General features: G+C 72.3%; 24 protein-coding genes. 10 read left to right on the top strand and 14 right to left on the bottom strand.

Going from position 1 to position 23,332, the window contains the following annotated elements; genetic code table 11:
- Positions 1-3: 3 nt before the first annotated feature.
- On the top strand, positions 4-960 hold the full coding sequence (gene glsA, locus LVO85_RS12780; protein ID WP_232747872.1) for a glutaminase A: 957 nt from the start codon (positions 4-6) through the stop codon (positions 958-960).
- A gap of 66 nt (positions 961-1,026) precedes the next feature.
- On the opposite strand, the gene LVO85_RS12775 is transcribed toward glsA, so the two are convergent.
- Both LVO85_RS12775 and LVO85_RS12770 read right to left on the bottom strand, forming a co-directional pair.
- Positions 1,027-1,674, bottom strand: a complete 648-nt coding sequence (locus tag LVO85_RS12775; protein WP_232747871.1) for a hypothetical protein — start codon at positions 1,672-1,674, stop codon at positions 1,027-1,029.
- Positions 1,675-1,764: 90 nt separating this feature from the next.
- Complete coding sequence (locus LVO85_RS12770) at positions 1,765-2,604, bottom strand: aldo/keto reductase (protein ID WP_232747870.1); 840 nt, start codon at positions 2,602-2,604, stop codon at positions 1,765-1,767.
- A 114-nt stretch (positions 2,605-2,718) separates the two neighbouring features.
- On the opposite strand from LVO85_RS12770, the gene LVO85_RS12765 reads away from it, so the two are divergent.
- The 4 genes from LVO85_RS12765 (at position 2,719) to LVO85_RS12750 (ending at position 6,399) form a co-directional block, all read left to right on the top strand.
- On the top strand, positions 2,719-3,519 hold the full coding sequence (locus LVO85_RS12765; RefSeq protein WP_232747869.1) for an alpha/beta fold hydrolase: 801 nt from the start codon (positions 2,719-2,721) through the stop codon (positions 3,517-3,519).
- A gap of 186 nt (positions 3,520-3,705) precedes the next feature.
- Positions 3,706-4,047, top strand: a complete 342-nt coding sequence (locus LVO85_RS12760; RefSeq protein WP_232747868.1) for a single-stranded DNA-binding protein — start codon at positions 3,706-3,708, stop codon at positions 4,045-4,047.
- Positions 4,040-4,885, top strand: a complete 846-nt coding sequence (locus LVO85_RS12755; protein ID WP_232747867.1) for a D-hexose-6-phosphate mutarotase — start codon at positions 4,040-4,042, stop codon at positions 4,883-4,885. The genes LVO85_RS12760 and LVO85_RS12755 overlap by 8 nt, the downstream gene beginning before the upstream one ends.
- 20 nt (positions 4,886-4,905) lie before the next feature.
- Complete coding sequence (locus LVO85_RS12750; protein ID WP_232747866.1) at positions 4,906-6,399, top strand: AI-2E family transporter; 1,494 nt, start codon at positions 4,906-4,908, stop codon at positions 6,397-6,399.
- A gap of 66 nt (positions 6,400-6,465) precedes the next feature.
- Here the strand turns inward: LVO85_RS12750 and LVO85_RS12745 are convergent, their stop codons facing one another.
- Entirely contained in the window at positions 6,466-6,648 is a 183-nt protein-coding gene (locus tag LVO85_RS12745; protein WP_232747865.1) for a CsbD family protein, read from the bottom strand.
- Positions 6,649-6,987: 339 nt separating this feature from the next.
- Here LVO85_RS12745 and LVO85_RS12740 point away from each other — a divergent pair, with 339 nt between their 5' ends.
- A complete protein-coding gene (locus LVO85_RS12740; RefSeq protein WP_232747864.1) occupies positions 6,988-7,347 on the top strand; it encodes an RNA polymerase-binding protein RbpA in 360 nt (119 codons plus the stop codon).
- A gap of 81 nt (positions 7,348-7,428) precedes the next feature.
- Here LVO85_RS12740 and LVO85_RS12735 read toward each other — a convergent pair whose 3' ends face one another.
- Genes LVO85_RS12735 through lnt form a run of 3 tightly spaced genes read right to left on the bottom strand, consistent with a single transcriptional unit; the run spans position 7,429 to position 10,357 of the window.
- Positions 7,429-8,085: an FxsA family protein gene (locus LVO85_RS12735; RefSeq protein ID WP_408637693.1), complete on the bottom strand. Its 657-nt coding sequence runs from the start codon at positions 8,083-8,085 to the stop codon at positions 7,429-7,431.
- Entirely contained in the window at positions 8,064-8,849 is a 786-nt protein-coding gene (locus LVO85_RS12730; RefSeq protein WP_232747862.1) for a polyprenol monophosphomannose synthase, read from the bottom strand. Before LVO85_RS12730 ends, LVO85_RS12735 begins: the two co-directional genes overlap by 22 nt.
- Positions 8,846-10,357, bottom strand: coding sequence for an apolipoprotein N-acyltransferase (gene lnt / locus LVO85_RS12725; RefSeq protein ID WP_232747861.1), 1,512 nt, complete (start codon positions 10,355-10,357; stop codon positions 8,846-8,848). Before lnt ends, LVO85_RS12730 begins: the two co-directional genes overlap by 4 nt.
- A 399-nt stretch (positions 10,358-10,756) precedes the next feature.
- Between lnt and LVO85_RS12720 the strand changes: the two genes are divergently transcribed.
- Positions 10,757-12,049, top strand: coding sequence for a DUF2254 domain-containing protein (locus tag LVO85_RS12720; RefSeq protein ID WP_232747860.1), 1,293 nt, complete (start codon positions 10,757-10,759; stop codon positions 12,047-12,049).
- An 8-nt stretch (positions 12,050-12,057) separates the two neighbouring features.
- Here the strand turns inward: LVO85_RS12720 and kal are convergent, their stop codons facing one another.
- From kal to kdd, 5 genes are read right to left on the bottom strand one after another with little or no spacing between them, the layout of a single operon-like run.
- Positions 12,058-12,456 carry a 3-aminobutyryl-CoA ammonia lyase gene (gene kal, locus LVO85_RS12715; protein WP_232747859.1) on the bottom strand — a complete coding sequence of 133 codons (399 nt, stop codon included), beginning with the start codon at positions 12,454-12,456 and terminating at the stop codon, positions 12,058-12,060.
- Positions 12,453-13,214, bottom strand: a complete 762-nt coding sequence (gene kamE, locus LVO85_RS12710; protein ID WP_232747858.1) for a lysine 5,6-aminomutase subunit beta — start codon at positions 13,212-13,214, stop codon at positions 12,453-12,455. The genes kal and kamE overlap by 4 nt, the downstream gene beginning before the upstream one ends.
- The gene (gene kamD / locus LVO85_RS12705) at positions 13,211-14,821 is read right to left on the bottom strand and encodes a lysine 5,6-aminomutase subunit alpha (RefSeq protein ID WP_232747857.1); all 1,611 of its coding nucleotides are present in this window, start codon (positions 14,819-14,821) and stop codon (positions 13,211-13,213) included. Before kamD ends, kamE begins: the two co-directional genes overlap by 4 nt.
- A complete protein-coding gene (locus LVO85_RS12700; protein ID WP_232747856.1) occupies positions 14,818-16,419 on the bottom strand; it encodes an amidohydrolase in 1,602 nt (533 codons plus the stop codon). Before LVO85_RS12700 ends, kamD begins: the two co-directional genes overlap by 4 nt.
- A complete protein-coding gene (kdd, locus tag LVO85_RS12695) occupies positions 16,416-17,504 on the bottom strand; it encodes an L-erythro-3,5-diaminohexanoate dehydrogenase (protein WP_232747855.1) in 1,089 nt (362 codons plus the stop codon). The genes LVO85_RS12700 and kdd overlap by 4 nt, the downstream gene beginning before the upstream one ends.
- Before the next feature lie 82 nt (positions 17,505-17,586).
- On the opposite strand from kdd, the gene LVO85_RS12690 reads away from it, so the two are divergent.
- Complete coding sequence (locus LVO85_RS12690; protein ID WP_232747854.1) at positions 17,587-19,068, top strand: KamA family radical SAM protein; 1,482 nt, start codon at positions 17,587-17,589, stop codon at positions 19,066-19,068.
- Positions 19,069-19,089: 21 nt separating this feature from the next.
- Here the strand turns inward: LVO85_RS12690 and LVO85_RS12685 are convergent, their stop codons facing one another.
- On the bottom strand, positions 19,090-19,974 hold the full coding sequence (locus tag LVO85_RS12685) for an NAD-dependent epimerase/dehydratase family protein (protein ID WP_232747853.1): 885 nt from the start codon (positions 19,972-19,974) through the stop codon (positions 19,090-19,092).
- Between the two features lie 85 nt (positions 19,975-20,059).
- Here LVO85_RS12685 and ybaK point away from each other — a divergent pair, with 85 nt between their 5' ends.
- A complete protein-coding gene (gene ybaK / locus LVO85_RS12680; RefSeq protein ID WP_232747852.1) occupies positions 20,060-20,551 on the top strand; it encodes a Cys-tRNA(Pro) deacylase in 492 nt (163 codons plus the stop codon).
- Positions 20,552-20,563: 12 nt separating this feature from the next.
- On the opposite strand, the gene LVO85_RS12675 is transcribed toward ybaK, so the two are convergent.
- Together LVO85_RS12675 and LVO85_RS12670 are read right to left on the bottom strand one after the other, a co-directional pair.
- Positions 20,564-21,034, bottom strand: coding sequence for an Lrp/AsnC family transcriptional regulator (locus LVO85_RS12675; protein ID WP_232747851.1), 471 nt, complete (start codon positions 21,032-21,034; stop codon positions 20,564-20,566).
- A gap of 4 nt (positions 21,035-21,038) precedes the next feature.
- Positions 21,039-22,283, bottom strand: a complete 1,245-nt coding sequence (locus LVO85_RS12670; protein WP_232747850.1) for a threonine/serine exporter family protein — start codon at positions 22,281-22,283, stop codon at positions 21,039-21,041.
- A gap of 65 nt (positions 22,284-22,348) precedes the next feature.
- Here LVO85_RS12670 and LVO85_RS12665 point away from each other — a divergent pair, with 65 nt between their 5' ends.
- Positions 22,349-23,287, top strand: a complete 939-nt coding sequence (locus tag LVO85_RS12665; protein ID WP_232747849.1) for a 5'-3' exonuclease — start codon at positions 22,349-22,351, stop codon at positions 23,285-23,287.
- Positions 23,288-23,332: the final 45 nt, after the last annotated feature.

The raw sequence follows: 23,332 nt of genomic DNA, 5'->3' as shown, positions 1-23,332 counted from the left end.
CCGGTGAACGCTGAAGCCGCTGACGACGTCCAGGAGGTCCTGGCCGCCGTCGCCGGTGACCGCTCCGGTGAGCCCTCCGCCTACCTGGCGAGGCTGGAAGGGGTCGATGTCGACAGTTCTGCACTGGCAGCCTGCAGCGCCGCCGGCGAGACGGAGGCAGCGGGGGAGAGCACCACCGAGTTCGCGCTGCAGTCCATCTCCAAGGCCTTCGTCTACGCCTTCGCGCTGCAGGAGCTGGGTCTGGAGGCCGTGCTGGCGCGGGTCGGCGTCGAGCCTTCCGGCGAGGCGTTCAACGAGATGTCCCTGCAGGCGGGTGGGCGGCCGTTCAACCCGCTCATCAACGCCGGGGCCATCATGGTGCACGGCCTGATCCCGGGTGAGGACGAGGACGACCGCATCACCGTGATCCGTGACGGCCTCTCGGCCCTGGCGGGTCGTGAGCTGTCGGTCGACATGCCGGTCTACGAGGCGGAGATGGAGCTCTCCGACCGCAACCTGTCGATCGCGCACCTGCTCGCGTCCAACGACATCCTGCCGGACACCCCGCACGAGATCGTGCGCGGCTACAGCCTGCAGTGCTCCGTGGCCGTGACCACCGAGGACCTGGCGATGATGGGCGCCACGCTGGCCAACGGCGGGGTGCACCCGCTCACCGGTCAGGAGGTGCTGCGCAAGGACGTGGTCCGTCAGACGCTGAGCGTGATGTTCACCTGCGGCATGTACGACGCGTCGGGGGAGTGGGTGGCCGAGGTGGGGCTGCCCGCCAAGAGCGGTGTCTCCGGGGGGCTGCTCGCCGTGGTGCCGGGCGTGATGGCCCTGGCGGCGTACTCCCCGCGGCTGGACGAGCACGGGCACTCGGTGCGTGGGGTGAAGGCCTGCACCCGGCTGTCTCAGGGGTGGGACCTGCACCTGCTGGGTCATGCCGCGCCGAGGCCGCACGGCCGACGGGTCCGGCGGTAGCCGCCGGACCCGTCCGCCAAGACGCCGGCATGCAGGCCGTGCCGGCTCGGAGGCGGGTGGGAGCGCTCAGTTGGCGATGCCGCCGCACAGGGCCGGGATGGTGGCCTCGAGCGGCACCGCCGGCGTGAGCGACGACGGCCCTGCCCCGAAGTCGTAGCTGCCGCTGCCGTTGATGTCGATGCCGTGCACGACGACCTGCACGCTGTCGGCGTTGGCCCATGCCAGGTCGTTGGTGAACGTCCTGGTGTAGCTCAGGCGGCCACCGGCGTCGGCCACCGGGTAGCGGTCGAGGTCGAGGGCGCTGGCCGCCGTGGTGTCACCGGTCGTGGTGAGGGAGGCGAGGATGCCGCCGTAGAAGGGGGCGCCCTCCAGGACGGTCACGATGCCGTCGCCACCGCCGGCAGCAGGCCCGGGGCACCCCTGGTCCCTCGCACCGTCGACGCCGTGCAGGTGCATCGCGTGGGGAAGGTGCGGCGCCAGACCCGAGGCGCGCACCTGCACCTGGACCTTGCCGTTGGGCAGCGCCGTGACCCGCGTCGACCCCTGACCCTGGCTGTTGTCGACGGTGCCCGCCTGCACCGGGGCGAGGGGGTAGGCATAGGTGCCGACCGCGGCCGAAGGGTTCTCGTCGTGGCCCGCCGTCGCGGTGCCCGCCACGCCCAGCGAGGCGATGGCGGCGACTGCGGCGGTGGCGATGGTGGTCCTGGTCCTCATGATGGCTCCTCTGTCTGTCCGACGGCCTGGTGGGCGTCTGGTGCGAGGTGTTCGGAGCCGAGGGCCCACCCGGATGGCGGACGGGCGGACCTACATCTCCTCGTGGGTGTCGGGGTCACCTCCGAAGAGGCGCCCGTCCGCGCGGCCGAGACCGGTGATGGCCGACATCTCCTGGTCGGTGAGGGCGAAGCCGAAGACGTCCAGGTTGGTCCGCTGCCGCTCGGGCGTGGCCGACTTGGGCAGCGGGAGGGAGCCGAGCTGGACGTGCCAGCGCAGCACGACCTGGGCCGGTGTGACCCCGTGCGCAGCGGCCGCGCGCGCGACCGGCTCCTCGTCGTACGGAGCCTGGGCCTTGCCGAGGGGGCTCCACGCCTCGGTGCGGATGCCGAGCTCGTCGTGCACGGCCCGCAGGTGCTCCTGCGGGAACCGCGGGTGCAGCTCGACCTGGTTGACCGCGGGGGTGACGCCGGTGTCGTCCACGATCTCGCGCAGGTGCTGCTCGGTGAAGTTGCTGACCCCGATGCTCCGCACGAGTCCCTCGCGCCGAGCCGCGACCAGCGCACGCCACGCCTCGCGGTAGAGCCCGCGGGAGGGGTTGGGCCAGTGGATGAGCACCAGGTCGACCTGCTCCACGCCGAGTCGGCCCGCGGAGTCGCGGACGGACTGCAGGGCCAGGTCGTGGGCGTGGAAGCGCCCCGGGACCTTCGTGGTCAGGACGACGTCCTCGGGGGGCACGCCGGACCGGCGCAGCGCCTCACCGACCTCGGTCTCGTTGTCGTAGTTGACGGCCGAGTCGAGCAGCCGGTAGCCGGCCGTCAGGGCGCCGACGATGGCCGTCACCCCGTCCTCGCCCTTCAGCGGATAGGTGCCGAAACCGATGGCGGGCAGGCTCGTGCCGTCGCAGAGCTGGTACGTCGGAAGCTGGGTCATGCCCCCACCGTAGGCACGAGGGCCGACAGACGTCCCGCGACGGGGCCCCCGGGGTGGCCCGGCGCCGGACTGGCGCCCGCGGCCGGTGACGCGACGCCGCGTAGGCTGACCGCTGTGACAGCGGAACAAGCCCAGGGTCTCCACACGACGCCCGTGGGGGAGTCCGGCACCCGCGTGGTCTTCCTGCACGGTCTGTTCGGGCAGGGCCGGAACTTCACCCAGGTCGCCAAGGCTCTCCAGCCGCAGTTCGCCTCGCTCCTGGTGGACCTGCCCAACCACGGCCGCTCGGCCTGGACCGAGGAGTTCGACTACGCGGACACGGCGGACATGGTCGCCGAGGAGCTGCGGGGCGGTTTCGCCGCCGACGGACCGGTGGACGTCGTGGGGCACTCGATGGGCGGCAAGGTCGCGATGGCCCTGGCACTGCGGCACCCGGACCTGGTGGACCGGCTGGTCGTGGTGGACATCTCGCCGGTCGACAGCGGCGACATGAGCGAGTTCGAACACCTGTTGGGTGCCCTGGCCACGCTCGACCTGGACGACCTGACCCGACGGGGGGAGGCCGACGAGCGTCTCGCCGAGCTCGTCCGGAGCCGCCAGGTCAGGGGCTTCCTCCTGCAGAACCTGCGCGAGCACCCCGAGGAGGGGTGGCACTGGCAGGCGAACCTGGACCTGCTGCGGCAGGAGCTGCCGGCCCTCGGCGGGTTCCTGGAGCACACCGGGGACCCGTTCGACGGTCGCGTGCTGTGGGTGGCCGGCGCAGACTCGCCCTACGTCCAGCCCGAGCACGCAGAGCGGATGCGCGCGTTGTTCCCGCGCACCACGCAGGTCACCATCAAGGACGCCGGCCACTGGGTGCACTCGGAGCAGCCCGAGGCCTTCGTCTCGGCACTGAGGATCTTCCTCGGGGCCTGAGGGGCAAGCAGCAAGGGGGGAGAGCTCCTCGGACGGTCAGGGGGGCCGTGTCTGCGCTCCTGAGAATACTTTACATAATGTTGCTTATCGGCGTTCCGTCCTCAGGTGCGGACCGCCGCTCCTCTCGTCCACAGCCTGTCGTCCGGCCACCGTGCACGCCCTCGCCGGCGGGCGATGCTGCCGGGCATGGCTGCTGACACCCCCCATGTCAACGAGGTCCGGCTGGTCGGTCGGGTCACCGGCGCCCCGGTGGCTCGGGTCCTGCCCAGCGGTGACGTCGTGGTCACGCTGCGGCTGACCGTCGACCGGCCGCCCCCACGGCGCGGCGACGACCCCTCACGCCGGCGGGTCGACGCCATCGAGCTCGCGTGCTGGACGCCGCGCACCCGTGCTGCGGCCGAACGGGTGTCCGAAGGTGATGTCGTCGAGGTGACCGGGGCGCTGCGCCGCCGGTTCCAGCGCGGCCCGCGGTCGCTCGTCGCTGCGGACGCACACCGACCCGGTGGCCTAGAGTCGCACCATGGCTGACTTCACGCCTCGCGCGCTCACCATCGGCCCCAGCGAGCTCACGGCATACGACCACGGTGCACACCTGGCTCAGTGGTCCCGGCACGGGGTGCCGGTCGTGTGGGTGAGCCGGCGGGCCCGGTACGAGACGGGCGAGACCATCCGTGGCGGCATCCCGGTCTGCTGGCCCTGGTTCGCCGCCGGTCGCGACGGTCGCACGCAGCCTTCGCACGGCTTCGCACGGACCGCCGGGTGGCACCTGGCCGAGGAGACGGACACGGGTCTGCGGTGGCGGCTGACCGACGGCGACACGCACGGGCTGCCGGGCACCAAGCGCTTCCCGCACCGTTTCGAGCTGGTGCACGAGGTCGAGGTCCTGCGCGAGGGGGGCTCGGAGGTCCTGGAGGTGTCCTGCACGACGCTGAACCCCGGGGACTCCCCCTTCACCTTCGAGGTCGCGCTGCACACGTACCTGCACGTCGGGGACGTCCAGGCGGTCCGCCTGAGCGGCCTGGGCGGCGTGGGGTACTACGACAAGGTGGTCGCGGCCGAGCAGACACAGCAGGGCGACCTCCGGCTCACCGGCGAGACCGACCGCATCTACCACTCCCCCGGGCCGGTGGTGCTGCACGACCCGGTCCTGGAGCGCGACCTGGACCTCCGCTCCGAGGGCGCCGACAGCACCGTCGTCTGGAACCCGTGGGCCGCCCAGGCCGCGAAGCTACCCGACCTCGGCGACGACGAGTGGAGCCGGATGGTCTGCGTCGAGGCCGCTGCCCTCGGTGACGCCGGCATCGAGCTCGCACCGGGAGCCAGCCACACGGTCACCCAGCGCATCGCCCTGGACACGCGCTCGTGAACGGGCGTGAGGAGTCGGGCGTGACCGACGAGTCCGCGGACGGCACCGCCGACGGCGCCACGGCGGTCAACCCGGACACCGGCCGACCCGTCGGCTCCGGCCGGCACCAGGGGCATGTCACGGAGCACAACCAGGCCAGCCAGCCCGACCGCGGTCAGGTGATCGCGCTGACGGTCCGGGTCTGCGCGGACTGGTCGCTGCGTTTCATCATCATCGTCGCCGCCCTGGCGATCCTGCTCTGGCTGCTCGGTCAGGTCTGGGTCGGGGTGCTGCCGATCCTGCTGGCGCTCATCGTCGCGACGGTCCTGTGGCCCGTCGTCAACGCGATGTCCCGGCGGGGTGTCCCGGTCGCCCTCGCCGCAGCCGTGACCCTCCTGGGCTCGGTGACGCTGGTCGTGGGCGTCCTGGCCTCCATCGCCCCGTCCATCGTCAACCAGACCCGCGAGATCGGCACAGCAGCCGCCGAAGGGCTGGACGAGGTCGTGGGCTGGCTGTCGGGGCCGCCGTTCAACATCGACAACGACCAGCTGGACGAGGGTCTGGACACGGCGACGTCGTGGCTGACCGAGCGCAGCGGGGACATCGCCTCCACCGTCTTCGCCGGGGTCGGTGTGCTGGGGTCCGGCCTGATCACCCTGGGCCTGGTGCTGGTGCTGACCTTCTTCTTCATCAAGGACGGCCCGCGGTTCCTGCCCTGGCTGCGTGCGGTGTCCGGACGCCGGGCGGGCCGACACCTCACGGAGCTCCTCACCCGGATGTGGCGCACCCTGGGCGGGTTCATCCGCGCGCAGGCGATGGTCAGCGCCTTCGACGCCGTCTTCATCGGGCTCGGCCTGCTGCTCCTCGGGGTCCCGCTGGCGGTGGCCCTGGCCGTGCTGACGTTCTTCGCCGGCTTCATCCCGATCGTGGGCGCATTCACCGCCGGTGCGCTGGCCGTGCTGGTGGCGCTGGTCTCCAACGGGTGGCAGACCGCCCTGGCCGTGCTGGGTCTGGTGCTCCTGGTCCAGCAGATCGAGGGCAACGTGCTCCAGCCGGTGCTCCAAGGAAAGACGATGAAGCTGCATGCAGGGATCGTCCTGCTGTCCGTCGCCGCCGGCGGCACGATCTTCGGGATCATCGGCGCGTTCCTGGCGGTACCTGTCGCTGCCACCCTGGCAGTGCTCCTGCGCTACGTCGACGAGCAGTTCGACCTGCGCACCGGTGACCTCAGCGCCACCGACCACACCTACGCCACCCCGGAGGGCGCGCTCGCCGCACGGCGGCAGCAGGCGATCGGCCGATGGACCCGGCTCACCGCGCACCGCCGCGCGGAGCGGGCCACCCACGAGGACCCTTCCCCCGACGGGGTCGCAGACCGCCCGGGCCACGCGTCCGCGCCGCCCGAGGCGGACGGGTCCGACTCCGGCCCGGCCGAGGGTTCGGCGCCCGGAGCCGACCGCAGCACGGTCGGCCGCGCGGCTGCCGACGGGCACCAGGACGCGCCGGACACCGACGAGGCGCCCCGCACCCGGTGAGGGCGGAGCGCCTCGAGCGCGCAGGGCCGGCTCAGCCAGGAGGCCGGACCTGCGCAGGCCCAGACCTCAGCGCGTGATGTCGCGGACGCCGTCCTTGACGTTCTCCCCGGCCTTGCGGCCCTTCGCCTCGACCTGCTCGCCCTTGCCCTCGGCCTGCATCTGCTCGTTGTCGGTGGCGTCGCCGGCGGCCTCCTTGGCCTTGCCCTTGGCGTCCTGCGCCGCGTTGCCCATCTTGTCGCCGATACCCATGCGAGTCGCTCCTGTCGTTGTGCGGGCACGCCGTCCCGGCCGGAGCCGGAGCTGCGTACGTCTGTCCACTCCACCGTAGGCGACGCAGCGCAGCGCGTCCTGCCAGGAGTGCGGCTGGTCCGCGACGCGGTGTGAGTCCCGCCACCGTGCCCGTGTGCAGAGGCCGTCCCGAGTGGCCCTCCGCCCAGGACCCCGCTATCGTGATGCGTCTGCCCCGCGGAGTCCCTGCAGTGACATGTCGCTCCGGTCGCACCCGCGGGAACACACCACTCGTTGCGTGCGTTGACCCAACGAGTTCCGCCCGTCTACACCGTGTCACGGACACGAGGGGAGTTACATATGGCTGAGAGGTCTCTGCGCGGCACCAACCTCAGTTGGCTGTCCTTCGAGAGCGATGAGGGCGTCACCTTCAGTGAGCGCCGGATCACCCGCTACACCTGCCCCGAGGGGCACGTCAGCGAGCTTCCCTTCTCCGTCGAGGCGGAGGTCCCGCCGCTGTGGGAGTGCCGCTGCGGTCTGGACGCCAAGCTCAACGACGGCCCCGAGCCCGAGGTGAAGGCGGGCAAGCACCAGCGCACCCACTGGGACATGCTGCTGGAGCGCCGCTCCATCCCTGAGCTCGAGGAGCTGCTCGAGGAGCGTCTGGCGCTGCTGCGCGCCAAGCGTGGCGAGAAGCCGACGCGCCGGCGCAGCGCCTGACGCACGACGACAGCGAGACCCCACCGGACCTGGTCCGGTGGGGTCTCGCTCGCTGTGGCCCGGTCCCGGCGCGGCACCTGCTCAGGGCGTGGTGCCGGCGCGCGGCGGGTCCTCCCGGTCGTCGTGCACGACCTCGCCCTCGATGACGTCCGCTCCACCAGGGGGCCGGCCCCCGCGGACCGACCAGGACTCGTAGGAGCCCACCACCATCAGCCGTGAGGCCAGCAGCCGCTCCACCCAGACCCGGGTCAGCGGACGGGTGAAGGGCAGCAGCAGGAACAGCCCGACCGCCCCGGTGACGAAGCCCGGCGTCACGAGCAGCACACCCCCGACCAGCACGAGCCCGGCGTCGGTGAGCTCGCGGCGGGGCTCCTGGCCCTGGCGCACCGCGGTCTGCAGCCTGCGCCAGGTGCGGACCCCCTGATGGCGCACCAGGACCGCACCGAGGAACGAGAGCAGGACCAGCGCCCCGAAGGTCCACCACGGGCCGATCTGCTGACCGACCGCGATCATCACGGTGATCTCCACCAGCGGCACCAGGAGCAGTGCTGCCAGGAACCACCTCAGACGTCGGGGCGCCCGCCGCGACCGCGTGCTCCCGGACGTCCCGGGGTGGGCCCGTCGTCGGCGCCGCCCCCCGCCAGGCCCGGACGAGGCGTGGCCCGATGCGCCTCCCCCGCGGCCTGCGTCGTCCTGGCCCCTGTCGGGCGGACCCTCTAGCCGGCCGGCCGGTGCCATGTGTCCTCCTTCGACCATGCGGTGCGGAGCTGTCGTGCCCGCCGCTGCACCCCCCAGAGTGTCACGCGTGCCAGCGCCTCACGCACGATCTCCCCACCCATCTTGGACGCGCCCACCTCACGCTCGACGAACTCGATCGGGACCTCCACCACGCTCAGCCCGCGGTCCAGGGCGCGCAGCGTGAGGTCGACCTGGAAGCAGTAGCCCTGGGAGGCCACCTGGTGCAGGTCCATCGTGTCCAGGGCGTCGCTGCGGTAGACCCGGAAGCCTGCGGTCGCGTCGCGCACCGGGATGCCCAGCGCGACCCGGGCGTAGAGGTTGCCGCCCCGGCTCAGGGCCCGGCGGTGGCGGGGCCAGTTGCGCACCGCTCCCCCGGTGACCCAGCGCGAGCCGATCACGACGTCCGCCCGGGCAGCGGCCTCCAGCAGGGCCGGGAGCTGCTCGGGCTGGTGGGAGCCGTCGGCGTCGATCTCCACGACCGCGTCGTAGCCGCGCTCCCGCGCCCACGCGAACCCGGCCAGGTAGGCCGGCCCCAGCCCCTCCTTGGACGGGCGGTGCAGCACGTGCACCGCCGGGTCGGCCGCTGCCAGCGTGTCCGCCAGCACGCCCGTGCCGTCCGGGGAGCTGTCGTCCAGCACCAGCACGTCGACGTCCGGGACGCTGACGCGCAGCCGGCTCACGACCAGCGGCAGGCTCTCCCGCTCGTTGTAGGTCGGCAGGAGCGCACAGACCCGCCCCAGCGCCGGCCTGTCCAGGTGGCTCATCGGTGCGCCTCCCGTCGTCGGTGCACGCCGGTGAGGGCCACGAGGAGGCCCAGCGCAGCGGCGGCCGCGAATTCGGGCCAGGCGCCGAGCCGCACCGCAGGGGTGATCTCGGTGCGCCGGCTGACCTCGCCGCTGATGATGGCCTGGGTGAACAGCTCGGTCTGCTGGCTCACCGAGCCGTCCGGTGCCACCAGCCCGCTGACCCCGACCGTGCTGATGTGCACGACCGGCCTGCCCAGCTCCACGGCCTTGACCCGCGAGGCTGCCAGCTGCTGCACGGACTCGTCGGTGAAGCCGAAGGTGGCGTTGTTGGTCGGCACGGCGACCACCTCGGCCCCGGCCAGCACCGTGTCGCGCATGACGTCGTCGATGACCACCTCGAAGCAGATCGCCACCCCCAGGGGCAGGTCACCGGAGTCGGTGGGCACCTGCAGCACCCCGACCTCGGTCCCCGCGACGAAGTCACGGGGGACCAGGTCCACGGTCTCGGTGATCGACCGGAAGAAGCTGCGGTAGGGGATGTACTCACCGAAGGGCACGGGACGCAGCTTGGTGTAGCGCTGCACCGGCCCCTCCCCCGGCAGGTAGAGCATGCTCACGTTCGACAGGCTGTCCCCGGGCTCGCGCAGGACGGCACCGACCACCACGGGCGCGTCGACCCGGGCCACCGTGTCGTCGATGATCGTCGCGGCGTCGGCGTTGCGCAGCGGGTCGATGTCGGAGGCGTTCTCGGGCCACACCACCAGGTCCGGTGCCGGCAGCTCCCCCGCCTCGATGCGCTCGACGGCCTCCAGCGTCGTGCCGGCATGGTTGTCCAGCACCGCCCGGCGCTGGGCGTTGAAGTCCAGCCGGACCTCGGGCACGTTGCCCTGGATGCCGAGGACCTGCACGGGCTCTCCGTCCACGGGCCGCGGGACCAGGAGCGGGGAGAGCACGAGGACCACGCCGAGCACGGCATACAGCGCGGCGCGCAGCAGGTCGCGGTCGCGGACGAGCACCTGCCCGGCCAGGGCCAGCAGCGCCCCGGTCAGGACGACGGTGAAGCCCACGCCGGGGACGCCGAGCCACCGGGCCAGGCCCAGCACCGGCGAGTCGGCCTGGCTGAAGCCCAGGCGCCCCCAGGGGAAGCCGCCGAACGGGGTGGTGGCCCGGGCGAGCTCGGCCACCGTCCAGGCCACCGCGACGGCCACCGGTCTCACCCGCGCGTCGGGGCCACCCTGCAGGTATGCCGTCACGGCGCCGAAGGCGGCGACGTACAGCGCCGACAGCGTCGCCAGGGAGAGCCACGGCAGGGCTCCGACGTAGATGCCGGACCAGGAGAGCAGCGGCACGAAGAAGGCGAGTCCGCCGACCAGCCCGATGAGCAGGCCCCGGCGCGCGCTGACACCGCACAGCGCGAGCGCCAGGCCGCCGGCGCCCGCGATCGCGAGGGGCCACAGGTCGTAGCCGGGGAACGCCAGCCACAACGACAGCCCGGACAGGGCGGAGGTCAGGAGGCGGGCCAGCACGCCGACACTGTAGGTGACGCGTGTGGGAGGCACCGCACGCAGGCGCAGCCCGAGCGCCGTTGGGGCCGGTCCGGGTCGGCAGGAGGCCGACACGATCCCGTTGTCTACTGAGCGCTCGGGCCGCGACGTGTCCGTGTGCACCACCCTCAGTGTGCTCCCCTGCGGGGGCTGCCCGACAGGGGACGCCGGCACCGGACCTACCGGTAATTTAGTGCCCGGGAGAGAGATGTCAATAGGAGCGTGACCTGCTGAGATAGCGATTTCCCAGGTCAGTGGGCACAACGTGGCGGGTTCCCGTCAGGTTGTGTCGCAGTCGGCGTCCGGCGTGTCGCGGGCGACGCGCCGGCCCCCTTCTGGTGAGTAGTGTCATACCGCCCGCGCCCATCGGAAGGACCGACGTTGACGACACCCCGCGTGCACCCGGCGCCCGCACCGACACCACCACCACCGCGTCACGGCAGCGCCCTCGTCCGGATCCTGAGGCGGGCCTTCTCGCCGTTCTGGGTCGTCCCTGCCCTGTGGTGTGTAGGCGCCTTCGTCGCGGGTGTGCTGCTGCCGGAGGTCGACGAGCAGCTGGCCGAGCAGATCCCCTTCCTCTTCCAGGCGGGTCCGGACGGGGCACGCACGTTCCTGTCCTCGATCGCCGGCGCGATGATCTCGGTGACGGGGCTCGTCTTCTCCATCACGATCGTGGTGCTGCAGCTGGCCAGCAGCCAGTTCTCACCCCGTGTGCTGCGCACCTTCCTCGACCAGCGCACCCCGCAGATGACCCTGGGGGTGTTCACGGCCTCCTTCGTCTACGCCCTGACGGTGATGAGGTCGGTCGAGGGCACGGAGGCGACGGGCAGCGGCGGGGTCCCTCAGCTCGCCGTCACCGTGGCGTTCCTCATGGTGCTGGCGTCGGTGGGCATGTTCCTGGCCTTCATCCACCACATCACACAGGCGATCTCCGTGGACACGATCATCGACGAGGTCGGCGACGACACCCGCAGCCTGCTGGAGCGCAGCACCCACGGCCGGACCACGGTGACCGAGACCGGCTCAGCGTCGCTACCGGACCTGGGGTCGGCGGTCGTGGTCACCACCGAGCAGGCGGGCTACCTCAACCTCGTCGACGCCGCCGGCCTGTGCCGGCTCGCACACCGGCACGACGTGCGGGTCTCCGTGCTGCACCCCCTGGGGACCTACCTCGTGCAGGACAGCCCGCTGGCTGTCGTCCACGGTGGGTCGGGGCACGCCGAGGTCGACTGGACGACCCAGGTGCGGCGCCACGTGGTCGTGGGGTGGCGCCGCACCATGGAGCAGGACGTCAGCTTCGGTCTGCGTCAGCTGGTCGACATCGGGGAGCGGGCCCTCTCACCGGGGGTCAACGACCCGACGACGGCCGGGCAGGTGGTCGACGAGCTGCACTCCCTGCTGGTCCGCATTGCCGCCGTCGACGACCTGTCCCCGGTGCTGCACGACGACGACGGAGCGCCCCGGGTCGTCACGACGGAGTGGACCTTCGGTGAGTACCTCGACCTCTGCGTCGACGAGATCGCCCACTGGGGCGCCTCCAGCATCCAGGTGCCCCGGCGGTTGGACGACATGCTGACCCAGCTCGCCACTGTCGCCACCGACGCGCACCGTCCCGTCATCGAGCGCAAGCGCACGTGGGTCGGGCGGATCGCCACGGCACCGGGCGAGACCTGAGCCTCAGGTCAGCCAGGCACCACCACGACGCCGCGCGCTGTGGTCGCCACGAGAGCCGGCTCGACCGGGTCGGCGGCCGACTCCCCCCGGCCGACGGCACCACGTGCCGTGACCCGCACGGCGAAGTCCATCTCCCGGCTGCGTCGGCCCACCCGCACGAGCGTGGCACTGACCTCCACACAGTCCCCGGCCCGGACGGGCGCGCGGAACTGCACGTCGCTGTAGGAGGCGAACAGGCCCTCGTCGCCGTCGGTGCGGATGCACAGCTCCGTGGCGACGTCCCCGAACAGGGCCAGGCTGTAGGCGCCGTCGACGAGGTTGCCGGCATAGTGCGCGTGCGCGTACGGCACGTAGCGCCGGTGGACCAGGGCCATGCCGACGGAGGCGGGTCGCTGCGGTTCGGTCATGTCGTCCTCTTCTTGGGTTCTCGCGGGTGGCGGACGCCCAGCGCGTGCACCAGGTAGGAGGCCACCTCCGAGGGGGTCGTGCCCCGGCCGAAGACCCGGTCGACGCCGAGCTCGGCGGCAGCGCCCTCGTCGAAGCGGGGACCGCCCACCACGAGCAGGGGCACCTCGCCTGCTGGGTAGGCCTCACGGAAGGCCGCCGACATCTGCATGGTGTTGTGGATGTGCGCGTCACGCTGCGTCACGACCTGGCTCACCAGGACGGCGTCGGCACGGGCCTCCCGGGCCCGCTCGACGAGGTCGGGCACCAGCACCTGGGCCCCGAGGTTCACGACCTGGATCTCGGAGTAGTACTCCAGCCCCTTCTCGCCCGCGAACCCCTTGATGTTGAGGATCGCGTCGATCCCGACGGTGTGGGCGTCGGTGCCGATGCAGGCGCCGACGACCACGAGCGGGCGGCGCAGCGACCTCTTGACGGCGGCGTTGACGTCCTTGGGCGACAGCAGGGGGTAGTCGCGCTCGACCACCTCCACGGCCGACATGTCCACCAGGTGGGTCGCGCTGCCGTAGACCACGAAGAAGGTGTGCCCCTCCCCCATGGCCGCAGCGTGGACGAGCATCGCGGGTGCAAGCCCCATCTTGGCTGCCAGCTGCAGGGCGGCGCCCTCGGCCCGCTTGTCGTGCGGCACCGGCAGGGTGAACGACATCTGCACCATGCCGTCGCCGGTCGTGTCCCCGTAGGGCCGGACGACCTGGCTCATGCGCTGCCTCCCCAGCCGTCGGCCTCCATCAGCGTGATGGCGGGGTTGTCGTAGGCCTCGGCCTTCACGGCGACGCCCTCCAGGCCCTTGCCCTGGTCGGCGGGGCGCTTCATGTGCCCGAACGTGCCGTCGGCGATGGCCTCGAGCAGCGGGGCGGAGCCCGCCCGCTCCGGCTCGGAGGTGATCTGCTCGAGCAGGTCGACCGACTCGGCGAGCACCTGGCGTGCCCGCCGCTGGACGAACCCGTCCGGTGGTGGGCGGAAGTCCTCGGTCAGGCCCCCGGCGGCGTTGAGCACGTAGCGCACGTTCTGCAACGCCAGGCCACGGTCGGACAGGAAGGGCGTGACCACGGCCTCGGTCATCATGCCGACCAGCAGGATCGACTGCCCCGTCATGGCACCGGCCAGGTTGAAGAAGCCGTCGAGCAGGTAGCCCTGGAAGATGTCGCCGGTCATGTGCTTGGTGGGGGGCATCCACTTCAGCGGCGCGTCGGGGAAGAGCTGGCGGGCCAGCAGCGCGTGGGCGAGCTCCATGCGGAACGAGTCCGGGACCGCGGGGTTGATCTCGAACGCGTGGCCCAGGCCCAGCTGCCAGTCCTCCAGGCCCGCCTCCTTGGCGAAGTACTCGTTCATCAGCTGGGAGACGGTGACGGTGTGCGCCGCCTCCACCGCGTCGGCGGTGGTGAGGTAGTTGTCCTCGCCGGTGTTGATGACGATGCCCGCGCGTGCGTGCACCTGGCGGGAGAACCGCTGGTCGACGAAGGTGCGGATGGGGTTGATGTCGCGGAAGAGGATGCCGTACATCGAGTCGTTGAGCATCATGTCGAGCCGTTCGAGCCCCGCCAGGGCGGCGATCTCGGGCATGCACAATCCGGAGGCGTAGTTGGTCAGCCGGATGTAGCGCCCGAGCTCCTTGGAGACCTCGTCCAGGGCGGCCCGCATCAGCCGGAAGTTCTCCTGCGTCGCGTAGGTGCCGGCGAAGCCCTCCCGGGTGGCGCCCTCGGGCACGTAGTCGAGCAGCGACTGGCCGGTGCTGCGGATCACCGCGATGACGTCCGCGCCGTCGCGCGCCGCCGCCTGGGCCTGAGGGATGTCCTCGTAGATGTCACCGGTGGCGACGATGAGGTAGATCCACGGTCGCTGCTCGGGGTCGCCGTGGCGGGCGACGAGACGCTCGCGTGCAGCGCGCTGCCGGTCGATGCGGCGCAGACCGGGCCGCACGGCCGCGGAGGCCGCCCGACGGGCCCGGGTGCGGTCCCCGCCTTCGGGGAGGCGGAAGCTCACCGCGGCCGCCGACGCCTTCTGGGCCAGCGTCAGCAGGTCGGGCGCCTCGCCGCGGCGCAGGGCGTCCCAGACCGGCGTGGTGACCCCGTGCTCGAGCCCCACCTGGGCGCGCACCTCGTCGACGAGGTGGTTGACCCACGGCACCCGCTCGTGGTCACCGCCGCTGAGCCCCGCGAGGCGCAGGGTGGCCCGTTCCACGGAGACCGTGGTGTGCGTGCGCGCGATGTCGACGACGGGACGGCCGAGCCGTTCGGCGAGGGCGCGTGCCGTGCGGACCGTGCGCGGGTCCAGGTCGAGCTGCGGGGGTGGTGCGGGGGCGGTCACGCTGCTCCTTCTCGGTCGAATGCGGGGTGGCCGTCCACGACCGTGCGGCGGGCGGTCGGCAGCGGCTGCTCGGGGTCTCCACTCAGGGCCGGCAGCCGGTCGGCCGTCAGGGGTGTCTCCTCCGGCACGTCCCAGATGACGTAGGTCGCGGGACCACCGGTCACGAGCACCCCCCCGGCCCGGCCTCCCAGCGCGTAGCCACCGGCGGTATGGGCGCTGAAGGCCTCCTGCACCGACAGTCTCTGCTCGACGTTGTGGTGCCCGACCGCCGCACGGACCCCGCCCCAGGGGTCCAGGGGGGTGACCGGGGAGTCCGAGCCCAGCGCGATCTGCACCCCAGCGGTGAGCATGCTGCGCAGGGGCACGGCGGCCAGCGCACGCCGCTCGCCCAGCCGTGCGGCATACATCCCGTCGGTGCCTCCCCACGCGGCGTCGAAGGACGGCTGCATGCTGGCCCAGATGCCCAGCTCCGCCATGGTGTCCAGCACCTCCGCGTCAGGCAGCTCGACGTGCTCCCAACGGTGCCGAGCCGCGCGGACGGCCTCCACCCCGACGACGTCCGCGGCGGCACGGAAGCCGGCAGCCATGGTGTCCAGGGCAGCGTCGCCGATGACGTGTCCGCCCGCCTGCAGCCCGGCGCGAGTGCAGGCCACGACGTGGTCGCGGATCTCGGGCACGGTGAGGTAGCCGTAGCCGCGCTCCTCGGTCGGGGAACCCGTGTCGTCCAGGTAGGGCTCGCGCACGTGCGCCGTCCGCGAGCCGAACGAGCCGTCGGCACACAGGTCCCCGGCCAGACCGAGCACCCCCAGCTGGGTGGCCAGCGCAGCGGCCTGCTCCGGGTCGTCCATCCGCAGGCCCCAGTAGGCGATGGTCGCGGTGCGCCCCGGCCGGCGACCGGCGTCCAGCACGTGCCGGACGTCCTCGAACGAGGTCATGTGGTCGGCACCCGTCTCGTGCACCAGTCCCAGGCCGCTCTCCGCCGCGGCCCGCAGAGCGAGGTCGAGGTAGTGCTCGCGGTCCTGGGTCGTCATCCCCGCGGTGAAGGCGTTGGTCACCGCGGCGAAGGCGGCACGGGTCACGACCCCCGACCCGTCCCAGCCGTCCAGTCCGTGGACCCGGGCGACAGCGGCCATCGCGGAGGACACGCTGGCCGAGTGGGCGTCGATGCGCGGCACGTAGACCACGCCGCCGTACGAGGCGCGGTCGAGCTCCGCGGCCGTCAGCGGCCGCCGCTCCGCCCACTGGGTCTCGTCCCAGGAGTGGGCGTAGATCGGCCGTCCCCGGGTGTGCCGGGAGGCCGACTCCACCAGCCGCAGCGCCTCCCCCACGGACCGGGTGCCCGACAGGTCGATGCCGTCCAGGCCCTGCCCGGTCATCGTCAGGTGCACGTGGGCGTCACAGAACGCCGGGGTCACCAGGGCACCGTCGGCGTCCACGACGTCGTCGACGTCCTCCAGGTGCCGGGCGGCGTCCCGGTCGGCACCGATCCAGACGACGCGTCCCGCCTCGGTGAGTATGGCCGTCGGTCCGGCCGCGTCGAGGTCGGTGCCCGTGTGCAGGACCGCCCGGTGGACCAGGGTGCGGTGAGGTGCGCTCATGGGGCCCCAGTCTGCTCGCCCGCCAGCCGCGACTCGAACAGGCCCCGCACCTCGGGGTCGCGCCGCAGCAGCGACAGGGCGTAGTCGGCGTGCCCGGGGACGTAGCCGTTGCCGATGAGCATGGTGACGTCGGCTGCCAGCCCCTCGGCCCCGAGCGCAGCGGCGGCGAAGTGGGTGGCCATGGAGAAGTAGACGACCGTGCCGCCCTGGGCGGTGGCCATGATGGCCGGCTGCTCACAGCCCGGGACGTCCACGCACACGACCGTGACGTCGGCCGGGCCCCCGGCCGCGAGCACCGCCTCGTGCAACGCGAGCGGGGAGCGGGCGTCGGCGACGACCACCTCGTCGGCCAGGGCCGTGGCCCTCAGTGTCTGTGCCTCCCACCGGTGTGGCACCACGGCCAGGCGTCGTGCTGCCCCGGCGTCGGCGGCCGCTGCGAGGGACAGGGACCCGGACTTGCCCGCCCCGCCGAGCACCAGCACCAGGGGGTCCTGTCCGGTGCGCCGACGATGGTCCCGCACGACCCGCGCCACCAGGGCCGGCGCACCGCAGACGTCCATCACCATGAGGGCCAGCTCGGGGTCCAGGTCCTCGGGGAGCGTCGCGGCGACCGAGCGGCCGAAGAGGATCGCGTGCCCGGCCGCCGGCACCCGCTCGCCGAGCCCGTCCCAGCGGACCAGCCGGTCGGTGAGCCGCAGCGGGGTGAGCGAGAGCGAGACCAGGGTGGCGACCCGGTCCCCAAGCCGCAGCCCGAGGGCACTCTCCGGACCCACCTCGGCCACGGTGCCGATCAGCATGCCCCCGGACCCGGTGACCGGGTTCTGCATCTTGCCGCGGGCCCGGACGATGTCCAGCACCTCGGCCCGGACGGCGGCCCCGTCGACCCGCCGGTCTGCGCCCCGGTGCTTGTCGGCCAGCTGACGGTAGGACGCTGCGTCGAGGTTGAGCACCTCGACGTCGATGCGCACCTCGTCGGCACCGATGCGCGGGTCGTCGTCGAGGCGCAGCGCCGCCTGCGGCAAGGTGACAGCCTCCCCGGTGGGCTCCAGCACGCGGTGCACCCCGAAGGGCGACGTCACCGTCATTCGTCCTCCCATATCGACACGCCTCAAGAAATCTTCCTGCCAGACTTTCCTTTCGCGGGAAGGTGTCCGTAGCATGCCACTTATGACCGCAAAGATCGAGCAGCCGTACCGGTACCAGCAGCGCGCGCTGGTCGAGCCCGACTGGACCCGTTTCCCCGGGTGGCGCGACGTCACCGCGGCGGAGTGGGCGGACGTGCAGTGGCAGCGTGCGCACTGCGTCAAGAACCTCCGCCAGCTGCGCGAGCTGATGGGGGGGCTCCTGACCGACGAGCTCTACGCGGACCTGGAGAGTGACCAGGCCGAGCGGGCCACCATGTCCATGCTGGTCACCCCACAGATGATGAACACGATGGTCAGCGAGATGACGTGGGGCCGGTTCGGTGACGCGCAGCGGATGCCCGCGGCCGGCGAGGAGTTCACCCGCGCCTTCCGTGCCGACCCGGTGCGGCAGTACATGCTGCCGGTCTTCTCCGACCGGCGCACCGACTGGCCCTCGCACCCCTATGCCACCCGGGACTCGCTGCACGAGCACGACATGTGGGTGGCGGAGGGCCTGACCCACCGCTACCCCACGAAGGTGCTGGCCGAGCTGCTCCCGACCTGTCCGCAGTACTGCGGGCACTGCACGCGGATGGACCTGGTGGGCAACTCCACCGCGCAGGTCGTCAAGCTCAAGCTGGCGGGCAAGCCGGTCGACCGGCACCAAGCGATGATCGACTACCTGCGCGCGACCCCGAGCGTGCGCGACGTCGTCGTGTCCGGGGGTGACGTCGCCAACATGCCGTGGAAGAACCTGGAGGCCTTCCTCGACCGGCTCCTCGAGATCGACACCATCAAGGACATCCGGCTCGCCAGCAAGGCGCTGATGGGTCTGCCCCAGCACTGGCTGGCTCCCGACGTGGTGGAGGGCGTGGCCCGTGTCTCGGCGACGGCCCGGGCGCGCGGGGTCGGCCTGGCGATCCACACGCACGTCAACAACGCCCAGTCCGTCACCCCGCTGGTCGCGGACGCCGCCCGGGCCATGCTCGAGGCCGGCGTGCGGGACGTGCGCAACCAGGGTGTCCTGATGCGGGGGGTCAACGCCACCAGCGAGGACCTGCTCGACCTGTGCTTCGCGCTGTCCGACGGAGCCTCGGTCACGCCGTACTACTTCTACATGTGCGACATGATCCCCTTCGCCGAGCACTGGCGGCTCTCCCTGTCCGAGGCGCAGCACCTGCAGCACGCCATCATGGGCTACCTGCCCGGCTTCGCGACCCCCCGCATCGTGTGCGACGTGCCGTTCGTCGGCAAGCGCTGGGTGCACCAGGTCGACACCTACGACCACGAGCGGGGCATCTCCTACTGGCGCAAGAACTACCGCACCTCGATCGAGAGCGAGGACGTCGACGTCACGAGCGCCGAGTACGTCTACTACGACCCCATCTACACGCTGTCGGACAGCGGGCAGCAGTGGTGGCGCGAGCACGGTGCCGGCAGCTCGGACGCGGCGGGTCTGCACCAGGAGGCCGTGGACCGTGCAGCGGCCAGCCGCCAGGCCTCGGTCGACCAGCTGGTGCACTGACCCCGGCTCGCGGTCGGCCGCTCAGGCGCGGTCCCGCCAGTCGTGCCGCTCGGAGAAGCCGAGCACCTCGCGCACCTTGCGGTTGGACATCAGGCCCTCGAACTCGCCGTGGTCGGCGGCCAGCGGCACCCCCGGGAAGTGCTCCTGGGCCAGCTCAGCGGCCGGTGCCCAGGCCACGTTGGTGTCGTTGCAGGCGTTGAAGACCTGGAAGCCCAGGCCGTCGTGCTGCAGGCACAGCTCGACGATCTGGCCGAGGTCCCGGGCGTCGACGTAGTTGAAGGCGTTGCGTCGCCGCAGCCCCGGCTCGGCGAGGTAGGTCGGCAGCTGCGCGTAGTCGCTGTCGTCCCAGACGTTGCCGATGCGCAGGGCGTAGATGTCGGCACCGGTGCGCTGGTGGAACGTGCGCGCGGTCACCTCGTTGACGACCTTCGACAGGGCGTAGCTGTCCATGGGCGGCACGGTGGGTGCGTCCTCGCGCAGCGGCAGCTCGGGCGGGTCCACGACGCCGTCGGCGAAGCAGATGCCGTAGGTCGTCTCGGAGGAGGCCAGGACGACCTTGGTGACGCCGAGCCGGGTGGCTGCCTCCAGGACGTTGTAGGTGCCCATCGTGTTGACCCGGAAGCACTCGTTGTCCGGGGTCAGCATGATCGCCGGCACCGCCGCGAAGTGCACGACCGCGTCGATCCGGGGCACACCCTGGCCGGCGTCCAGCTCGTGCGGGCCGGTGTAGCTGAAGAAGGCGTTCCAGACCTGGCCGGCGTCGGTGAGGTCGGCGCGGATGTCATGGACGTCGTCGTGGCCCAACGGGACCAGGTCGACGTTGATGACCTCGTGACCGCGTGCTGCGAGGTAGGGCGCGACGACCCGGCCCGCCTTGCCGGACCCTCCGGTGAACAGGATGCGCATGGGCACTCCACTCCTGGGATGTTGCGACGGCTCGGTGCCCTCGCATGTGGTCGTCACAGTAGGCGGTGCGCCGTATCCTAGCGCCGTGGCACGCAGAAGGCACGGCGCTGGCACGCCGGCGACCGTCGCCCTCGACGCCGCCGGTGTCACCTACACGCTCAGGGCCTACGAGCACGACCCCGGCGCGGCGTCCTTCGGGCTCGAGGCGGCCGAGTCGTTGGGCGTCGACCCGGCGCGGGTCCTGAAGACGCTGCTGGCCGAGACCGACCGAGGCCTGGTCGTGGGCATCGTCCCGGTCGACGGGATGCTCGACCTGAAGGCTCTGGCAGCGGCGGTGGGGGTGAAGCGGGCTGTGATGGCCGAGCCCGCGGTCGCGGAGCGGGTGACGGGGTATGTCGTGGGCGGGATCAGCCCGATCGGGCAGCGCAGGCGGCTGGTCACCGTCCTCGACTCCTCCGCCGACCAGTTCGCGACGGTGCTGGTCTCCGGGGGCAGGCGTGGCCTCGACCTGGAGCTCTCCCCGGCTGACCTGGTCACCGTGACCGGGGCCTCGAGCGCCCCGATCGCCCGCAGCTGAGCGAGTGCGCCCTCAGCCGGCCGGTGTGACGACCGGGTCCTCGGGCAGCAGCGCAGCGCGTCCCTCCCAGGGGGTGGACAGCACCACGGTCGTGTTCGTGCTGCACTGTCCCTGGGCCCGGATCGTGGCCAGCAGCTCCTCGAGCTCCTGGGGCCGGGGCACGCGCACCAGCAGCACGTAGTTCTCGTCACCGGCGACCGACCAGCAGGAGACGATCTGCTCCACGTTGCGCAGCCGGTCGGGGATGTCGTCCGGCGCGGCGGCGTCGAAGGGCACCACGGAGATGAGCGCGGTCAGCGGCAGGCCCACCGAGGCGTGGTCGACCTCGGCCCGGTAGCCGGCGATGATGCCGCGCTCCTCGAGCCGCTTGACACGCTGGTGCACCGCCGACGTCGACAGCCCGACCTGCCTGCCGAGGTCGGCGAAGCTCATCCTGCCGTCCTGTGCGAGGAGGGAGACGATGTGCCGGTCCAGGGACTCCATGGGGTCAGCCTAGTGACGGCGCGCGACGGAGGAGGTCGGCGAGCGGGCGGGCAACCGCCGACCCCACGAGCAGACCGAGCGCGATCGCCGCGATGACCACGACCACCCCCAGCCCGAAGTCCAGGGCCTGCGCCGGGTCTGCGACGAGCTGGGAGACGCCGACCAGGCCCAGGCTCCCGGGGACCAGCAGCCAGAACGACGGCAGGAAGACGACGAGCCGGGCCAGCTCGGGGCGGCGCGCCTCCACGAGCGCGGCGCCCAGGGTGGCGGTGATCGCGCCCAGGAAGCCGCCCAGGCCCGCATGGCTGAGCTGGCCGGCGGTCTGCGCGAGGAAGGTCACCAGGAGCACCAGCAGGATCCAGGGCATGAGCCGCCACTGCACGCTCTCCATGAGGCTGATGCCGACGCCGATGGCCAGGATGCCCAGCGGCGCCGCCCACCATCCGACGGTGTCCACGCGCAGGTTGGCCAGCATCTCCGGCGGGACGCGCAGGACGGCCACCGCGGCCACCAGGCCCAGCGCGAACAGGCCGAGCTGCACCGTGCCGTAGGTGAGGCGCGCCGACCCGGCCTGCATGTGTCCGGCGGCCAGCTCCGACATACCGGTCACCATCAGCGCACCCGGCAGCAGCACGGCCAGGGGCGGGAGCACCGTGCGCAGCGGCCCTTGCACCAGCCCGGCGTGGGCGGCGGCGAACACCATGCAGGAGACGACGAAGGCGGCCACGGTCGGCAGGAGCACCATGAGGACCGGCATCCGCCGGGCCAGCGACAGCAGGCCGACGACGACCAGGGCACAGGCGGCCGCTGCGGTCACGTTGGCCCACCCCGGCTGCAGGATGAGCGCGATGCCGGCCGCGACCGCCACCCAGGCCAGCGGCACGGTCCACCGGGGGTAGAGCGGGGGGCGGTGCCGCAGGGCGGCCAGCTCGGCGAAGGCGTCGTCCGGGGGCAGCTCCCCCGTGAGCAGCTGGTGCCGGATCCGCCGCACGTCGGAGGCCTGGTCCAGCCGCAGGGACGACTGGGCAGCGGCAAACGTCGCGGGGGCACCTGCGGACAGGGCCAGGGTGAGGCTGGTGGGACCGGCGCCCAGCTGGATGCCGGGATGGCCCAGACGCGCGCCGACGGCGACCAGCTCCTGCTCGATCTCGTGCACCGGCTGTCCGGTGGCGATCATCGCCGTGCCCAGGTGCGCCAGGAGCCTGAGGGTCAGCTCGTCGTCGCTGGGGGCATCTGCGGGCGCACTCATGCGGCACAGTCTCTCAGCGCCCATGTCACGACGCCCCCACGGTGACCGGCACGTAGCCTGGGCCCGTGAGCGCTCCCGAGCCCCGGCTCCTCCTCGTCGACACCGCCTCGCTCTACTTCCGGGCCTTCTTCGGCGTCAAGGACCTGCAGCCCGGTCCGGACGGCACGCCCACCAACGCGGTGCGTGGGCTGTGCGACATGGTCGCCACGCTGGTCACCCGCTTCTCCCCCACCCACCTCGTCTGCTGCTGGGACAACGACTGGCGTCCGCAGTTCCGCGTCGAGGCGATCCCCTCCTACAAGGCGCACCGGCTCGTCGAGGGCACCCAGGACCGGGAGGAGGCGCCGGCCGACCTCGAGGTCCAGGTCCCGGTCCTGCGACGGGTCGTGGAGGCGGTCGGCATCCCGGTCATCGGGGTCGACGGCTACGAGGCCGACGACGTCATCGGCACCCTCACCGACCGGCACCGCGGCAGGATGCCGGTGGACGTCGTGACGGGCGACCGTGACCTGTTCCAGCTCGTCGACGACGAGGCCGGGGTCCGGGTGGTCTACACCGCCCGTGGTGGTGTGCGCGACGCCGACCTCGTCACCCAGGACACGCTCGTGCAGAGGTATGCCGTGCCCACCGGGCAGGCGTACGCCGACATGGCGGCGCTGCGCGGAGACACGAGTGACGGGCTCCCCGGGGTCAAGGGCATCGGCGACAAGACCGCGGCGCAGCTGGTCGAGACCTACGGCTCCCTCGCCGGGGTCCGTGCGGCCGTCGCTGCCGGCGACCCGCGGATCAAGGGTGCGCGCAGAGCCAACCTGCAGGCGGCGTCCGACTATCTGGACGTGGCTCCGCTCGTAGTGAAGGTGGCCCGTGACGTGCCGGTGCCGGACGTGCCGCTGACGCTCCCCCGCGAGATCGCCGACCCCGAGACCCTGCAGCAGCACGTCGAGGCCTACGGCATCGGCAACGCCGTGGCCCGCCTGCTCAAGGCCCTCGCCCTGGCTCCGTGACCTCGTGACCGCATACCCCGTGCCCGTTGTGCGCGCCCGTGTCGG

Source organism: Ornithinimicrobium sediminis (assembly GCF_021272345.1).
Classification (GTDB): domain Bacteria; phylum Actinomycetota; class Actinomycetes; order Actinomycetales; family Dermatophilaceae; genus Ornithinicoccus; species Ornithinicoccus sediminis_B.
Note: the sequence above shows the minus strand (reverse complement) of the source record. Positions and strands in the feature narration are given on the sequence as shown.

Excerpts from the sequence above, each read along its gene's own strand:
- kamE (WP_232747858.1), bottom strand. The coding sequence starts at position 13,214 with ATGAGCCAGGTCGTCCGGCCCTACGGGGACACGACCGGCGACGGCATG.
- kal (WP_232747859.1), bottom strand. The coding sequence starts at position 12,456 with ATGACCGAACCGCAGCGACCCGCCTCCGTCGGCATGGCCCTGGTCCAC.
- LVO85_RS12735 (WP_408637693.1), bottom strand. The coding sequence starts at position 8,085 with ATGGCACCGGCCGGCCGGCTAGAGGGTCCGCCCGACAGGGGCCAGGAC.
- LVO85_RS12685 (WP_232747853.1), bottom strand. The coding sequence starts at position 19,974 with ATGCGCATCCTGTTCACCGGAGGGTCCGGCAAGGCGGGCCGGGTCGTC.
- LVO85_RS12730 (WP_232747862.1), bottom strand. The coding sequence starts at position 8,849 with ATGAGCCACCTGGACAGGCCGGCGCTGGGGCGGGTCTGTGCGCTCCTG.
- kdd (WP_232747855.1), bottom strand. The coding sequence starts at position 17,504 with ATGACGGTGACGTCGCCCTTCGGGGTGCACCGCGTGCTGGAGCCCACC.
- LVO85_RS12675 (WP_232747851.1), bottom strand. The coding sequence starts at position 21,034 with ATGGAGTCCCTGGACCGGCACATCGTCTCCCTCCTCGCACAGGACGGC.
- LVO85_RS12700 (WP_232747856.1), bottom strand. The coding sequence starts at position 16,419 with ATGAGCGCACCTCACCGCACCCTGGTCCACCGGGCGGTCCTGCACACG.
- LVO85_RS12740 (WP_232747864.1), top strand. The coding sequence starts at position 6,988 with ATGGCTGAGAGGTCTCTGCGCGGCACCAACCTCAGTTGGCTGTCCTTC.
- LVO85_RS12690 (WP_232747854.1), top strand. The coding sequence starts at position 17,587 with ATGACCGCAAAGATCGAGCAGCCGTACCGGTACCAGCAGCGCGCGCTG.
- LVO85_RS12760 (WP_232747868.1), top strand. The coding sequence starts at position 3,706 with ATGGCTGCTGACACCCCCCATGTCAACGAGGTCCGGCTGGTCGGTCGG.
- LVO85_RS12775 (WP_232747871.1), bottom strand. The coding sequence starts at position 1,674 with ATGAGGACCAGGACCACCATCGCCACCGCCGCAGTCGCCGCCATCGCC.
- LVO85_RS12770 (WP_232747870.1), bottom strand. The coding sequence starts at position 2,604 with ATGACCCAGCTTCCGACGTACCAGCTCTGCGACGGCACGAGCCTGCCC.
- LVO85_RS12755 (WP_232747867.1), top strand. The coding sequence starts at position 4,040 with ATGGCTGACTTCACGCCTCGCGCGCTCACCATCGGCCCCAGCGAGCTC.
- LVO85_RS12745 (WP_232747865.1), bottom strand. The coding sequence starts at position 6,648 with ATGGGTATCGGCGACAAGATGGGCAACGCGGCGCAGGACGCCAAGGGC.
- LVO85_RS12670 (WP_232747850.1), bottom strand. The coding sequence starts at position 22,283 with ATGAGTGCGCCCGCAGATGCCCCCAGCGACGACGAGCTGACCCTCAGG.